The organism is Cellulosilyticum sp. ST5 (genome assembly GCF_046529625.1).
Taxonomy (GTDB): Bacteria; Bacillota; Clostridia; order Lachnospirales; family Cellulosilyticaceae; genus Cellulosilyticum; species Cellulosilyticum lentocellum.
Genome location: NZ_CP132338.1, coordinates 2354684 through 2369777 on the forward strand (window position 1 = coordinate 2354684; position 15094 = coordinate 2369777).

Genomic DNA, 15094 nt, shown 5'->3' on the forward strand with positions numbered 1-15094 from the left:
GACTAAGTTGCTGTGTCATCTTATTCTTCACCTCCATTATCACTGTAGTATACCCAGTACTTAGAACTATTGAATGTAATTAATGTAAATGCCATTACAATGATAAATAGAATCCATGACATAGCACTTGCATATCCCATCTTATAGTGTTTGAAGGTATTATCATAGATAAGCATTGGTAAGAGGTATGTTCCTTTTTGTGGATCCCCTGATGTAATTAAATATGGTGCATTGAATTCCTGGAAGGCGCTTACCAACTGCATGATAAAGTTAAAGAAGATGATTGGTGTAATCATTGGTATAGTAATCTGGAAGAAGTTTCTCCAAGGACCTGAACCATCCACAGCGGCTGCTTCATAAAGATCTCCTGGCACTTCTTTAAGTGCTGATAAGAAGATAACCATGGTTGAACCGAATTCCCATACACGAAGTAATACAATTGTAAATAGTGCTGGTGTTGCTTGACCGAACCAACTGATTGGGTCTACACCTACAACACCTAATACTTGGTTAACAAGACCATCTGTTGCAAATAAGAATTTCCAAAGAATGGCAATCGCTACGTTTGAACCTAAAATAGATGGAATGTAGTATGCTGTTCTAAAGAAATTAATCCCTTTAATATTCATATTAAGAATAAAAGCAACAAATAATGAGAATGCTAATTTAAGTGGCACTACTAATACCACGTATTTAGCTGTTACACCTAAAGCTTTAAGGAATTGTCTATTTCCAAAGAGCTTAGTAAAGTTATCAAAACCTATCCATGTTGGTGCATCCATTAGATTGTAATCTGTAAAACTTAAGTAAAAAGATGCTATAATTGGATATAATGTAAATACTAAAAATCCAATAAGCCAAGGCATAATATAGAGAAGTCCGATATAATTCTTCTTATTGAACTTCTTTTTAGCAGTACTTTTCATAAGTCCCCCCTCATTTTATACTGGGCAAGTTAAGCTTGCCCTATTTTTTTATTACTATTGTGCAATTGCATCTAAAATATCAGTCATTTCTTCAAACATTTCAGCTGCCGCTTCTTCAGTTGATTTGGTACCATAAGATACATGCTCAACTGCTGTTTTGTAAGCTTCTTTCATTTCTGAGTTTTCCATATAAATACTCATGATAATTGGATCACAGTTTTCAATTTGAGTTGTTCCTTCAAAAGCAACGCCATCAAGTTCTCCAGTTGATGCAAGTGCTTCTTTAGCAGCTGAAGATGCTGGTATACCTCTTGTTGTTCCAAGAATTTGTGCTGCTTCTGAGTCATTTAATAAATAATTTAAGAATGTTGCTGCATGAGCTGGATATTTTGTATCTTTATTAATTGCAAATAATAAAGATGGTTTCATAAACCAACCTGTTGACTTGGCATCATCCATCATTAAAAGATCACCAAGAACTAATTCTTGACCTTTTTCTTCTAATGCTTTTTCATATTTACCAATTGAACTACTCCACTCAAGTACACCTGCTACTTTTCCATCTAACCAAGATGGTGTTTGGTAAAGTGGTGTTGTACCAGCTTCGTTTGATCTTTCTTCTTGTGTTCTAATTACTTTTGCATCCTCTAAAGATTTATAGAAGTCAAGCGCTTCTTTAACATCTTCTTGTGTAAATCCAAGTGTGCCATCTTCATTAATGAAAAGACGACCTGTTTTTTGTTGCATATAGACAACACTCATATACCACCCTGGGAAACCTGCTCCTGTATCAAGGTCAAATGGATATAAGCCTTGCGCTGCAAATGCTGAACCTGATGCTAAAAGTTCATCCCATGTTTTAGGAATAGCTACACCAACTTTATCAAAAGTTGTTTTATTGTAATATGTACTTCTTCCTGTTGTAGAAACTGGAATAGCATTTAAAACGCCTTTTCTTCTACCAAATGCTAATACATTTTCATTGAATGTACTAAGGTCTAAATAATCACCTAAACTTTCAAGATTGTAGAAACCGGTTCCATCTGGAGAGAATTTTAATAACCAGTCATAGTTAACTTGAAGAATATCTGCTGCTGTACCACCTGTCATCTGTGTAGTGATTTTTTCAGCATGACCATCCCAACCACCGTATTCAGCTTCAATTGAAATATTGGGATATTTAGCTTTGAAAGCATCAATAGCGGCTAATGTTGCTGTGTGACGATCATCCCCGCCCCACCAGTTAAATCTAAGTGTAACAGAATCAGCTGTTACATCTACTTTTTCCACTGGTGTTTCTGTTTTTGGTGCTTCTGTTTTGGCATTATCACTTCCACAGCCAACTAATGAAGTTGCAAGTAAACATGTTGACATTACCATTGCAAGTGTTCTTTTCATCTTAAATCCTCCTAGTTGTCATTCATTTCGGTCAAGTTCTAGTCATTTCATCTAATGCTAATAACCTATATTGAAATTATATAGCGTTTTTTAACAGTAATCCATACTAAAATTTGTTCTTTTTCTACACTATAATACATATATTGCTATCAATCGACTATTTTTATAGTTACAATCAACAATTTAAAGAATATCTCCCCTATAGATAAATCTAAAGGGGAGCATTGTAAATACTATTGAGCAATTGACTCTAATGTGTCTACTAATTCTTCATACATTGTAGCTGCTGCTTCCTCTGTTGTTGCTGTTCCATAAGAAACGGCTTCTACAGCTTCTTTGTAAATTTCTTTCATTATAGAGTTTTCTAAGTATGGGCTCATAATGATTGGTTGACAGTCTTCGATTTGTTTTGTACCTTCATAAGCAAGACCTTCAAGCTCACCTGCAGCTTGTAATGCTTCTTTTGCTGCTGAAGAAGCTGGAATACCTCTTGTTGTCCCAAGAATAACTGCTGCTTCTGGATCATTTAAGATGTAGTTTAATAATACTGCTGCTGCTTCTGGAGATTTTGTATCTTTATTGATTGCAAATAATAAAGAAGGTTTCATGAACCAACCTGTTGATTGTGCACCATCAAGTGTTAAAAGATTACCAAGAACTAATTCTTGACCTTTTTCTTCTAATGCAGATTCAAATTTACCAATTGAACTTGACCATTCAAGAACACCAGCTACTTTTCCATCTAACCAAGATGGTGTTTGGTAAAGTGGTGTTGTACCAGCTTCATTTGATCTTTGTTCTTGTGTTCTAATTACTTTTGCATCTTCTAAAGATTTGTAGAAATCAAGACCTTCTTTGATATCTTCTTGTGTAAATCCAAGTGTGCCATCTTCATTAATGAAAAGACGACCTGTTTTTTGTTGCATATATACAATTGAGTTATACCATCCTGGGAAACCAGAACCTGTATCTAAGTCATATGGATATAAACCTTGAGCTGAGAATTTCTCACCTAACGCAAGAAGGTCATCCCAAGTTTTTGGAAGTTCTGCTCCAACTTTATCAAATGTTGTTTTGTTGAAGTACATACTTCTACCTGTTGTAGAAACAGGAATTGCATTTAAAATACCTTTTCTTCTACCAAATGTTAATACATCCTCTGAGAATGTACTAAGATCTAAGTAAGAACCCATAGATTCAAGATCTAAGAAACCTGTTCCATCTGGAGAGAATTTGCTTAACCAGTCATAGTTAACTTGAAGAACGTCTGCTGCTGTACCACCTGTCATTTGAGTAGTAATCTTTTCAGCATGGCCATCCCAACCGCCGTATTCACTTTCTACTTTGATGTTTGGATATTTTGCTTCGAATGCTTTAACTGCTTCAAGAGTAGCTGTGTGTCTGTCATCGCCACCCCACCAGTTAAATCTGAGTGTTCCACTTACTGCAGATGGGTCTGCAGCTTCTGCAGATGCTTCTGGACTTGCAGCTGCTTCTGTGCTTGGTGCTGGAGTACTTGATGCCTCTGGTTGTTTTGACTCGTTACTACCACAACCAACTAGTGAAGTTGCTAATAAACAAGTTGACATTGCCATTGCTAATGCTTTTTTCATACTAAATCCTCCTAAAAAATGAATTATTAGTGTGAAAGGTTTTGTGTCCTTTCATTTCAGCTTTTACTACACATGCTTATTTATGTATTCAAAGTACGTACCTTAAGTAAGTAGCTTTGGAGCTGACATATAAACTTAAGTCTTTTTCTAGTTAACTCATTCTGATCTTCACTCTAGTTTCTTGATGTCTTATCTAACTTTTTTTGTTAATTATATAATTATTATATATTTAAAATTATATATCTTATTAATTAAATAACCATACATAATATTGTTCTCTTTGGCATGTTTTTTACATATCTTGTTCTCAAAGTATGATTTTTATGGTGATTTTAAACAACTAACTTCCTTCTATGCTATAATCCTATTGTTAAATACTATGATGACAAGGATGTGTAAACATGATTGTAGCAAAGAATAACCAAGGAGATTTTGATTCAGTGCAAGCTGCTATTGATAGTATTCCAAGCTCTAATACAACTTGGTGTACAATATACATCAAAAATGGCATTTACAAGGAAAAAATTCACATTACTTCTCCTTACATTAGACTTATTGGCGAAAGTGCTGATAAAACAATTATTACTTATGATGATTATGCCTATAAGCTTTTTCCTACTGGCGAAAGCTATGGTACCTTCAACTCCTATACCATGTTTGTAGGTACATCTGATTTTCATGCAGAAAATCTTTGTATTGAAAATAGTAGTGGCATAGGTGACAAAGTAGGACAAGCTATTGCTGCTTATGTGGACGGCGATCGTGTGTGTTTTAAAAATTGTCGCTTTATAGGCTATCAAGATACCCTCTTTACAGGCCCATTACCACCCAAGCCTATTGTACCTGGTTCATTTAGAGGTCCCCGTGAAAATGCACCTCTCATTAATGGTAGACAATACTATGAAAACTGTTACATCCAAGGAGATATCGATTTTATCTTCGGCTCTGCTACCGCTTTCTTTTATAGCTGTACCATTTTTTCTAATGATATAGGCAAAAAAGTAAACGGCTATATTACTGCTCCTTCCACACCTGAAGGCCAAGCTTATGGTTATGTCTTTGAAGATTGTAAGATTACTAGTCATTGTCCAAAACACACCGTTTATCTAGGACGTCCTTGGAGGCATTTTGCCAAAAGCGTATTTATTAATTGTGATTTAGGAGCTCATATTATCCCTGCAGGTTGGCATAACTGGGATAAGCCTGACAGTGAGAAAGTAAACTTCTTTGGTGAATATAACAACAAAGGCCCAGGATATACTCCTACAGAACGTGTTAATTGGTCTCATTTATTAAGTGACATAGAGGCTAAACATTACTCTCGTCAAAATGTACTAAATAGCAGTGATAATTGGACTCCTTGGAGTTAATTTTAACAAAGTCAAAATTTACTAAAACAATAGAGTGGGACAAACTTTTTTTTATAAATCATAAAAAAAATTTGTCTCACTCTATTGCTTTACTTTCTAAATTATTTAATAAGTTCCGCCATAAAAGCTCTATCTATTTTCGCTTCTATTGGTTTAATTTCTTCTCTTAACACAGTTGTTTCAGGTTTATTCGTTTTTACCCAATCAATGATACGCTTAAAATTCGCTGCATTATCTTGAAGATTCGTTTTTTCTAGTTCGCCTGTTTCATTTAAGCGTGTTCCTTTCATATGAAGCGCGGCTATTTTATCACCAAAGCAGTCAAATGCGCGATTCCACAATTTTTCTTGTTCCCCTATATTTTTTGCTGTTAAAAGGTTAACAGGATCGAATATGATTTTTAGACGTTCTGAAGGAATTCTTTCTAATAATTCTTTTGTCAGTTCTGGTGTATTTAAAGTATGAAGTGCAACTGGCTCAATAGCTACATCAAGCCCTATTTCTTCTCCTTTTTTTACAATCTGCTCAACAGAATCTACAAGTCCTTCAAAAGCAATTCTTCTTTCCTCATCTGTACTATCCATGCTAAAGTGAGTTGTTTCTGAACCTATACACCTTGCACCTAAATATTTTGCAAAATCCATGCCTAGTAGGAAACGTTCTACATGTTTCTGCCTTTCTATAGAATCTAAATGACCCAATTCTACATAACAACCAAATACAGGAATAGCTATATCATATTTTTCCATAGCTAATTTAATATCTTTTAATAAACTTTCATCTACATCCTCTAAACTATTAACGTCTTCAATTGCTTTTGGAATAGCTAATTGAATCTCATGAAAACCATCATCACTTATTCTTTTAAAAAGTTCTTCTAATGGTTTCTTACCATAGTCATGTGCTCTCAAACCTATATTCATCTATGCATCCATCCTTTTATATTTCATTAATAAAAAAGCATTACTTTATTTCAGGATTAAGTAATGCTTTTTTTGAGGGTAATTTTTGAGTATAATATGTTAATTTATTTTTAGCCACTTTTAAGCTATGCTTAGGCCATGGCATTTCCTATCCGTTTTATAAAATATAACAAAAATGATTTCTACAAAAATAAACGAGTGAACTAATCTTATCTTAAATCTTTAGTTTGGATGTGGTCCATGTCATCAAAGTTTTGATTTTCACCAACCATTCCCCAAATAAAACTATATGCTTTTGTACCTACACCACTATGGATGCTCCAGCTTGGCGAAATAACCGCATCTTCGTTGTGCATAACGAGATGTCTTGTTTCTTGTGGCTGTCCCATCATATGGAATACGATATCATTTTCTTCCATATTGAAGTACAAGTAAACTTCCATTCTTCTTTCATGTGTATGTGATGGCATAGTATTCCATAAACTACCACTTTGAAGTTCTGTAAGACCCATTGAAAGTTGACAGCTCTTACATACTGCTGGATGAATATATTGATTAAGCGTTCTTACGTTCGCTTCTTCTGGCGTACCTAAATATCTCTTATTAGCATCTTCATAACCAATTTTGTGTAATGGATATACTGCATGTGCTGGTGCGCTGTTGATGTAGAATCTAGCAGGTTTATTGCCATCTACACTTTCAAAAGAAACTTCTTTTGTTTCTTTCCCAATATAAAGACCATCCTTATAATCCATTTCAATACGATTGCCATCTACTACAATAATACCTTTACCACCAATATTGATAACACCCATTTCTCTTCTCTCTAAGAAATAATCGCTACCAAGTTCTTTTGAACCTTCGATAACAAGGGCTTTATTTGTAGGAACAGCTGCACCTACAATAATACGATCTACATGACTATAAAGGAATTTAAGTTCTCCTGGCATGAATAAGTTTTCAATGAGGAAATTTTCTCTCATTTCCTCTGTAGTCATTCTTTTTGCTTCATTAGGACTAATACTATATCTTACTTCCATGTTAAACCTTCCTTTCCTTCTCATCAACTATAGCGTCCTCATCTAAGATGAGGACACTTATTTATTATTAACAAATAACTTCTTCATTCTTAAAGCTTACATAGATTATCTAGCTAACCAACCACCATCAACTGCTACTGTGTAGCCATTTACGTAGTTTGATGCTTCTGATGCTAAAAATACTGCTGGACCTTGCATATCTGCTGGTGTTCCCCAACGTCCTGCAGGAATACGATCTAAGATTGCTTCACTTCTATCTTGGTCTGCTCTAAGAGCCGCTGTATTGTTTGTAGCCATATAGCCTGGTGCAATAGCATTTACATTAATGTTGTGCACAGCAAACTCATTTGCCATAGCTCTTGTAATACCCATTACAGCTGATTTAGAAGCTGTGTAAGATGGTACACGAATACCGCCTTGGAATGAAAGCATAGATGCGATGTTAATGATTTTACCGCCATTACCTTGTTCAATGAATTTTCTAGCTACTGCTTGTGAGAAGAAGAATACCGTTTTTAAGTTAATGTTAATAACATCATCCCAGTTTTTCTCAGAGAAATCGATGCAGTCTTCTCTTCTAATAATACCAGCATTATTGACTAAGATATCTACTTTACCGAATTTTTCTACTGCAGTATTAATAATACCTTCGATTGGATCTGTTGACATTAAGTTAGCAACAACACCTACAAATTCTCCACCTTTTTCTTCAATAGCTTTTTGTGTTTCTGGCATTTCTACATAGTCAACACCTACTACTTTTGCACCTGCTTCTGCATATGCAAGAGAGATTCCTTGACCTAAACCTGTTGATGCACCTGTTACGATTGCTACTTTTCCTGCTAAGCTAAATTGATCTAAAATCATTTGACTTACCTCCTAAATATGTATTTATTTTTTATAATAAAAGCTTACTTTATAATGTAACACCATCTTTGAAGATAGCTAAATCACGAATACCATTTTCTTCTGTCTTACACTGAATTTCTCCAGACGCTAATGCTAAAATATAGGCATAAAATTCTGTTGAAACCTCTTCCATTGTTCTGCCAAGTAAAAGCTGACCTGCATTAAAGTCAATCCAGTTTTTCTTCTTAGCATATAATTCATTATTACTTGAAATTTTCACAGTTGGTACTGGTGATCCAAATGGTGTCCCTCTACCTGTTGTAAAAAGAACAATATGAGCACCTGAAACAGCAAGGGCTGTTGATGCAACCAGGTCATTACCAGGAGCTTGAAGTAGATTAAGTCCCTTAGTAACAACCGGCTGACCATAAGTAAGAACATCCTCTACCGGTGCACTTCCACCTTTTTGGGTACATCCTAAAGACTTATCTTCAAGTGTTGAAATACCACCTTTTTTATTACCTGGAGATGGATTTTCATAAACCACTTGATCATGTTTAATAAAGTAATTTTTGAAATTGTTAATGAGTGAAACAGTTTTGTCAAACACTTCTTCATTAACACAACGTTTCATAAGAAGCGTTTCAGCCCCAAACATTTCAGGTACTTCAGTAAGAATGGTAGTGCCACCCTCACTGATTAATTTATCAGATACAGCGCCTACTAATGGATTAGCTGTGATGCCAGAGAATCCATCTGACCCACCACATTTTAATCCGATAACAAGCTCTGAAGCAGGTACATCTTCTCTAGTAAATCCAGAGGCATAATTTACAAGTTCACCAAGGACTTCTAGTGCTACTGCTACTTCATCTTCATGCTCTTGAGAAACAACAAATTTAACACGTTTCTCATCGTAGTCACCAATTACTGCTTTGAGGCCGTCTATGGTGTTGTTTTCACAACCAAGCCCGAGTACTAGTACCGCCCCAGCATTAGGATGATTAATTAAACCAGCTAATGCTTTTTGTGTATTTAAAAGGTCATCACCTAACTGTGAACATCCATAAGGGTGTGTGAAAGTATAAATACCATCAATATTTTCTTTAATTAAACTTTGTGCCTTTTTTTCAATCATTTTAGCAATATCATTCACACAGCCAACTGTTGGAATAATCCATACTTCATTACGAATTCCCACTTTACCATTTGGTCTTTTATAACCTTTGAATGTAGCCGGTGCATGAGTTTCTAATAATTTAACTTCAGGCTCATAGGTATATTCAAGTAAATCACCAAGACCAGTTTTTAGGTTATGGGTATGTACCCATTCCCCCTCACTAATATCAGCTGTTGCTATACCAATTGGATTACCATATTTAATAATTGCTTCACCTTTTTTAATAGGTACAATGGCTTTCTTATGGCCAGCTGGGATACCTTCAGCTTCTTTAAGAGCTACCATCACATTATCTTTTTCATTAATTTTAATAAAATCTAACATAGGTTTATTCTCCTATCCTATTAACTCTTCGAGTGCTTTTCTCATACCCACTGCTGCAATTCTTTCTAAGTGAGCTGTAACTGTATCATTGAAGTTTTTATACTCACCTAAATCTTTACCCCAGAATTTTGTATGGGAAGTAAATTCTTTTACAAGCTGTGCTGTTTCTAATTTGCCAACACGGCTAGCAAAGAATTCAAGTACATCAGCATCGTCCATGATACGATATTCTTCTTCACCACGTTTACCAATTAAAGCACCATCTACAAGTTTATTTGAATTGTAGAATGCCATAAGTGCAGCAAATGAGAATGTTAAATATTTAGGAATGCTACCTTTAGCTTCGTAATGATCATGGAAGCTTACAAGGTTTCTAGCTTTCCATTTTGATACCGAATTAAGTGAAATAGCTAGTACACTGTGATCGATAAATGGATTTTCAAAACGCTCAATAACTGAGTTTGTAAAATCTACTACTTCGTCATGTGGAAGATCTACTGTTGGAACAATTTCATCAAATAATAAATGCTCCATATAAGTACGAATGGTTTTATCTTCCATACAACCTCTTACAATATTTTCACCTGCAAGATAACCTGCAAGTACGGTGCCTGTATGACCACCATTTAAGATACGAACTTTACGATCTCTATATGGTTTTAAGTTATTTGTAAATACGACATTGCAGCCTGCTTTATCTAGTGCAAAGCTTTCTGAAATGTCTTTATCACTTTCAATAACCCAAAGACCAAATGGCTCTGCTACGTCTAATAAATCATCTTGATAACCAAGTTCTTCGCAAAGTACTGCTGCTTCTTCTCTTGGATAGCCTGTTACAATACGGTCTACCAAAGTGTTACAGAAAATATTGGCTTCTTTTACCCAAGTGGCAAACGCTTCACCAAGATTCCAAAGTGCAATATAGTTTAAAATACATTCTTTTAATTTTTCTCCGTTTTTCTCAATAAGCTCTACTGGAAGAATTTTTAATCCTTTTGAAAGATCTCCATTAAAGTGTTTGTAGCGATCAAAGAGAAACTTAGTGAGCTTACCTGGATATGTATTAGGAGGTGTTAATTCAAATTCGTCACTCTCGTCATATACAATACCTGCTTCAGTTGTATTAGATACGATAAATTCAAGTGTTTCTACTTTTGATAACGCTTCGTATGCTGCATAATCTTCATTAGCTGCTACACTCTGGCTTACGCAAGTGATAATTCTTTTCTCATTAACTGTTTCACCATTAGCTTTTCCTCTAAGAATAACTGTGTAAACATTATCTTGTGCTTTGAAACGTTCTAAGTTACCAAATGTAATAGGTTTTACAAGGGCAACTGAGCCATCGAAACAACCTTTTTCATTAGCTACATCTATCATTTGTTCTACGAATGCTCTTAAGAAATTACCTTCACCAAATTGAAGTACTTTAAGAGGACGTTCTTTTTTAACAATGCCTTCATTTACTTTTTTCATTTTATACCTCCGTTTTGTAAGCCATTTTGTAAGCTCTTACATTTTTGATTGTAATAATAAATTCCTTAAAAGTCAACAATTAATTAATAATTTATTTATTAGACATTGACTTTGATTTTTAGAGAAACTATAATATTTTTGAAAGCACTTACAGAAAGCAAAGGAGTGATGAAATTTTGAATATTTATGATATTGCCGAACGTGCTGGTGTATCCATTGCCACTGTTTCAAGAGTGCTTAATGGTAGTCCTAATGTAAGCACAAAAACGAAAGCTAAGGTATTAGGTGTTATTGAGGAAGCAGGTTATACACCTAACGTCTTCGCCAGAGGCTTGGGACTTAATACAATGAAAATGATAGGTGTGCTTTGCACTGATGTAGCTGATATCTTCTATGCAAAAGCAGTTTCTGTCATTGAAAACGCACTAAGACAATATGGTTATGATTCCCTTCTTTGTTCTACTGGCAAAAACTTAGAAGATAAACAAAAATACATTGATTTACTTTTAGCAAAACGTGTAGATGCCCTTATTTTAATTGGTTCTATTTTCAAAGAAGAAACCGACAACTCTCATATTGAAAAAGCTGCTGCCAAGGTACCTACTGTTATTATTAATGGTCTTATTGATGTACCTAATACTTATTGCGTGACCTGTGATGAATATCAAGCTATGTATGATCAAGTCATTCACCTAAACAAAAAAGGGTGCCATGATATTCTCTACCTTTATGACGTAGAAAGTTATAGCGGACTTCAAAAGCTAAACGGCTTTAAGGATGCTCTTAAGCACTGTGGTTTTGGTGTAAATCCTAAGCTTATTGCAAAGGTAGATAAAGATATGTCCCAAATTGAAGCCACTGTTATAGAGCTATTAGATGCAGACATCCATTTCTCAGCTATCATTGCTTCAGAAGACCAATTAGCCATAGGTGCTATGCATGCCTTACAAAAGAAAGGTTTTCATATTCCAGAAGATATACCTGTTATTGGTTTTAATAACTCCTTACTTTGCGAGTGCGCTATGCCTAAATTAAGCAGCGTAGATAACATGGTAGAAACCCTATGCAATACCGCAGTTAATGTACTTACTGATGTCTTTGATGGAAAAACCGTTACGAATAAAATGACTCTTTCCGCTAAATTAGTTGAAAGAGATACTTTTAAATTATAAAACCCAATTGTTAAAGGAGACCTATTCATGAAAAACTTTATGGACAAAGATTTTTTACTTTCTAATGAAACAGCAAAAACACTTTATCATGAGGCTGCTGCTTCAATGCCTATTATCGATTACCACTGTCATATCAATCCTCAAGAAATCGCTGAAAACAGAAGCTTCAAAAACATCACTGAAGTATGGCTTGGTGGAGATCACTACAAATGGCGAGCTATGCGTTCAAATGGTGTAGAAGAAAAATATATCACTGGTGATGCATCTGATAGAGAGAAATTCCAAAAATGGGCTGAAACACTTCCAAAAGCTATTGGGAATCCTCTTTATCATTGGACACACCTTGAACTTCGTAAATACTTCGGTTATGAAGGTATATTAAATGGTGATACTGCTGAAGAAGTTTGGAATCTTTGCAACGAAAAACTTCAATCTGGTTCAATGAACGTAAGAGATATTATCGCTGCTTCTGACGTTAAACTCATCTGTACAACTGATGATCCTGTTGATTCTCTCGAATACCACAAACAAATTGCAGCAGATTCTACTTGCAAAGTTAAAGTCCTTCCAGCTTGGAGACCAGATAAAGCTGTTAATATTGAAAAGGATACTTTTGTATCTTATATTCGCCACCTTGCAGAAGTAAGTGAAATTGCGATTACAAATCTTGAAAGTTTATTTGTTGCATTAAATGTACGTTTAGATTTCTTCCACAAAATGGGTTGCCGCGCTTCTGACCACGGTCTTGATTATGTAGTTTATAACTCTGCTTCTTACGATGAAGTAGATGCTATTCTCAAAAAAGCTTTAGCTGGCGAAAAAGTTACATATGATGAAATGGAAAAATACAAAACAGCACTTTTACTTTTCTTAGGCGAAGCTTATGAAAAACGCGGTTGGGTAATGCAACTTCACTACGGTGCTATTCGTGATAACAACAAAGCTATGTTTGCTAAACTTGGCCCAGATACAGGCTTTGATTGCATCAATACTCGTAACTGTGCTGAAGGAACAGCTGCTTTCCTGAATGCCTTACAAATTCAAAATAAATTACCAAAAACAATCATTTACTCATTAAATCCTAATGACAATGCTTCTATTGGTACTATTCTTGGTTGTTTCCAAGGCTCAGAAGTAGCTGGTAAAATCCAACAAGGTTCTGCTTGGTGGTTCAATGATACAAAACAAGGTATGATTGATCAAATGACAAGCCTTGCTAACCTTTCAGTACTTGGTAACTTCGTTGGTATGCTTACAGACTCAAGAAGCTTCTTATCTTATACAAGACACGATTACTTCAGACGTATCCTTTGTAACTTAATTGGTACATGGGTTGAAAACGGAGAATATCCAGCTGATATGAAAGTCCTTAAAGAAATGGTTCAAGATATTTCATTTAACAATACAAATAAATACTTTGGTTTTAATGCTTAAGAGCTAGTAAACTCCAAGTTTCAACCAACAAAAAAAAGTGTTGCGAAAATGCAACGCTTTTTTTGTTGGTTGAAACTTGGAGTATCTATGTCACGTGTACAAAAAATTCCTAATGCATTCTATCGCTTATTTCTCATGCAAATAATAATCGTTAATGTTGAATCATTAGATTGTCTATATCACCCTTTCAACAGTTACAACATCTGAATGATATTCTTTATTTCAATTATCTTTTTTATTAGCTAAATGAATAGCATAGCTAATAAGGTTTTTCTCCATACCAACCTTTCCAAATAAACTGGGTGGATAACCAGGCCTTCCATTAATTTCATAAAGCCAAAATCGTTTTTGTTCATCAATACCCACATCAATTCCTAGTTGATCAAATTCTTTATGGGCCTGTTTTTCAAAATGTGCTGCAAGTTCTAGACCAAAGGTTTTAAGTTCCTTTGTCAATTCTTCAACATCTTGCGGAAATTCTTGTTGTAAGAACGTCTCAAGAGGAACTCGCTTTCCACCATGATGAATATTGGAAATAATACTTTCACTAGAAGAAATCCTAGCATAAGTGGTAGTATTAACCCATTTGTTATCTCCATTTTTTATGAGATGTATTCTAAGATCAAATGATCGTCCATCACGTGTTTTAGAGTTGATATACGGCTGAACTAGGTACTGTTTTTCTTTAAGTTTCTCAGAAATAATTTGTGATATTTGCTCATAATCATACCTTCGCTTTTTATTATCTATTTCTATAATGTAACTATTAGTTGTTTTTTCAATATAATATACATTTTTGCCTTGACGGCTATTTAAAGGTTTAATAACAACTTTTGGATATTGCTCAAGAAAATGAAATACATCTTTAACAGAAGCTATTTTTTTAGATGGGATAATATATTTCTCGAATAATCCCCCTTTTTTTAATTGATTGTTAATCATCATTTTATCTCCTACCCAAAAAGTAGTATGAGGTATTTCTAGTCTTAACAGCTCGTATAATGCTCTTAAGCTGTGATGTCTCTTAGGAACGTAAGCATTAATCATAACATTTGGAAATGGTCTATTTGCTCTTTTCCATTTTCCATCAACAAGTATATAACCATGAATTTGCCTTTTTTCATAATTAACATCATTAAGTGTGAAATACATAAAATCTGCTCCCAATTCCTTAGCAGCACAAGCATAGTGATATGCTCTTAATAACTTTCTAGGGTGCCTTCTCACATACAAATATCCTATTAAAACCATTATCCTCTCTCCTTTACATATAAAAACTAAAATAATAAGCTTCTAGTCCCATCATATGCCAGACAACCATTCCGTGATATTCACTTTCAACAAATTTACCCACAAAACTAGTAAAAAGGTTGCCTTATCAGTTTTGTG

At 34.7% G+C, this 15094-nt stretch carries 12 protein-coding genes; 3 read left to right on the forward strand and 9 right to left on the reverse strand.

Features of this window, described 5'->3' with window-relative positions; all coding sequences use genetic code 11:
- Nucleotides 1-20: 20 nt before the first annotated feature.
- From QTL86_RS11595 to QTL86_RS11605, 3 genes are all read right to left on the reverse strand, one after another.
- Nucleotides 21-926, reverse strand: coding sequence for a carbohydrate ABC transporter permease (locus QTL86_RS11595; protein ID WP_127065988.1), 906 nt, complete (start codon nt 924-926; stop codon nt 21-23).
- A 54-nt stretch (nt 927-980) separates the two neighbouring features.
- On the reverse strand, nt 981-2324 hold the full coding sequence (locus QTL86_RS11600; protein ID WP_127065987.1) for an ABC transporter substrate-binding protein: 1344 nt from the start codon (nt 2322-2324) through the stop codon (nt 981-983).
- 233 nt (nt 2325-2557) lie between these two features.
- Complete coding sequence (locus QTL86_RS11605) at nt 2558-3937, reverse strand: ABC transporter substrate-binding protein (protein ID WP_127065986.1); 1380 nt, start codon at nt 3935-3937, stop codon at nt 2558-2560.
- 401 nt (nt 3938-4338) lie between these two features.
- Between QTL86_RS11605 and QTL86_RS11610 the strand changes: the two genes are divergently transcribed.
- Nucleotides 4339-5307, forward strand: coding sequence for a pectinesterase family protein (locus QTL86_RS11610; protein WP_410497249.1), 969 nt, complete (start codon nt 4339-4341; stop codon nt 5305-5307).
- 101 nt (nt 5308-5408) lie between these two features.
- On the opposite strand, the gene QTL86_RS11615 is transcribed toward QTL86_RS11610, so the two are convergent.
- The 5 genes from QTL86_RS11615 to QTL86_RS11635 all read right to left on the reverse strand — a co-directional run bounded on the left by QTL86_RS11615 (nt 5409) and on the right by QTL86_RS11635 (nt 11099).
- Nucleotides 5409-6230, reverse strand: a complete 822-nt coding sequence (locus QTL86_RS11615) for a sugar phosphate isomerase/epimerase family protein (protein ID WP_410497250.1) — start codon at nt 6228-6230, stop codon at nt 5409-5411.
- A gap of 209 nt (nt 6231-6439) precedes the next feature.
- Nucleotides 6440-7270, reverse strand: a complete 831-nt coding sequence (gene kduI / locus QTL86_RS11620) for a 5-dehydro-4-deoxy-D-glucuronate isomerase (RefSeq protein ID WP_127065983.1) — start codon at nt 7268-7270, stop codon at nt 6440-6442.
- Nucleotides 7271-7375: 105 nt separating this feature from the next.
- Nucleotides 7376-8137 (reverse strand): 2-dehydro-3-deoxy-D-gluconate 5-dehydrogenase KduD, encoded by a 762-nt coding sequence (gene kduD, locus QTL86_RS11625; RefSeq protein WP_127065982.1) that lies wholly within the window; start codon nt 8135-8137, stop codon nt 7376-7378.
- A gap of 49 nt (nt 8138-8186) precedes the next feature.
- On the reverse strand, nt 8187-9623 hold the full coding sequence (locus QTL86_RS11630) for a UxaA family hydrolase (protein ID WP_410497251.1): 1437 nt from the start codon (nt 9621-9623) through the stop codon (nt 8187-8189).
- A gap of 12 nt (nt 9624-9635) precedes the next feature.
- A complete protein-coding gene (locus QTL86_RS11635; RefSeq protein WP_127065981.1) occupies nt 9636-11099 on the reverse strand; it encodes a tagaturonate reductase in 1464 nt (487 codons plus the stop codon).
- Between the two features lie 176 nt (nt 11100-11275).
- Between QTL86_RS11635 and QTL86_RS11640 the strand changes: the two genes are divergently transcribed.
- Together QTL86_RS11640 and uxaC are read left to right on the forward strand one after the other, a co-directional pair.
- Nucleotides 11276-12271: a LacI family DNA-binding transcriptional regulator gene (locus QTL86_RS11640; protein ID WP_410497252.1), complete on the forward strand. Its 996-nt coding sequence runs from the start codon at nt 11276-11278 to the stop codon at nt 12269-12271.
- A 27-nt stretch (nt 12272-12298) separates the two neighbouring features.
- Entirely contained in the window at nt 12299-13705 is a 1407-nt protein-coding gene (gene uxaC / locus QTL86_RS11645) for a glucuronate isomerase (protein WP_410497253.1), read from the forward strand.
- A 222-nt stretch (nt 13706-13927) separates the two neighbouring features.
- Here the strand turns inward: uxaC and QTL86_RS11650 are convergent, their stop codons facing one another.
- On the reverse strand, nt 13928-14956 hold the full coding sequence (locus QTL86_RS11650) for a YheC/YheD family protein (protein WP_410497254.1): 1029 nt from the start codon (nt 14954-14956) through the stop codon (nt 13928-13930).
- Between the last annotated feature and the right edge of the window lie 138 nt (nt 14957-15094).

Bases quoted from the DNA above. Each gene is read 5' to 3' on its own strand.
- QTL86_RS11595 (WP_127065988.1), bottom strand. From the start codon at position 926: ATGAAAAGTACTGCTAAAAAGAAGTTCAATAAGAAGAATTATATCGGA.
- QTL86_RS11600 (WP_127065987.1), bottom strand. From the start codon at position 2,324: ATGAAAAGAACACTTGCAATGGTAATGTCAACATGTTTACTTGCAACT.
- QTL86_RS11605 (WP_127065986.1), bottom strand. From the start codon at position 3,937: ATGAAAAAAGCATTAGCAATGGCAATGTCAACTTGTTTATTAGCAACT.
- QTL86_RS11610 (WP_410497249.1), top strand. From the start codon at position 4,339: ATGATTGTAGCAAAGAATAACCAAGGAGATTTTGATTCAGTGCAAGCT.
- QTL86_RS11615 (WP_410497250.1), bottom strand. From the start codon at position 6,230: ATGAATATAGGTTTGAGAGCACATGACTATGGTAAGAAACCATTAGAA.
- kduI (WP_127065983.1), bottom strand. From the start codon at position 7,270: ATGGAAGTAAGATATAGTATTAGTCCTAATGAAGCAAAAAGAATGACT.
- kduD (WP_127065982.1), bottom strand. From the start codon at position 8,137: ATGATTTTAGATCAATTTAGCTTAGCAGGAAAAGTAGCAATCGTAACA.
- QTL86_RS11630 (WP_410497251.1), bottom strand. From the start codon at position 9,623: ATGTTAGATTTTATTAAAATTAATGAAAAAGATAATGTGATGGTAGCT.
- QTL86_RS11635 (WP_127065981.1), bottom strand. From the start codon at position 11,099: ATGAAAAAAGTAAATGAAGGCATTGTTAAAAAAGAACGTCCTCTTAAA.
- uxaC (WP_410497253.1), top strand. From the start codon at position 12,299: ATGAAAAACTTTATGGACAAAGATTTTTTACTTTCTAATGAAACAGCA.
- QTL86_RS11650 (WP_410497254.1), bottom strand. From the start codon at position 14,956: ATGGTTTTAATAGGATATTTGTATGTGAGAAGGCACCCTAGAAAGTTA.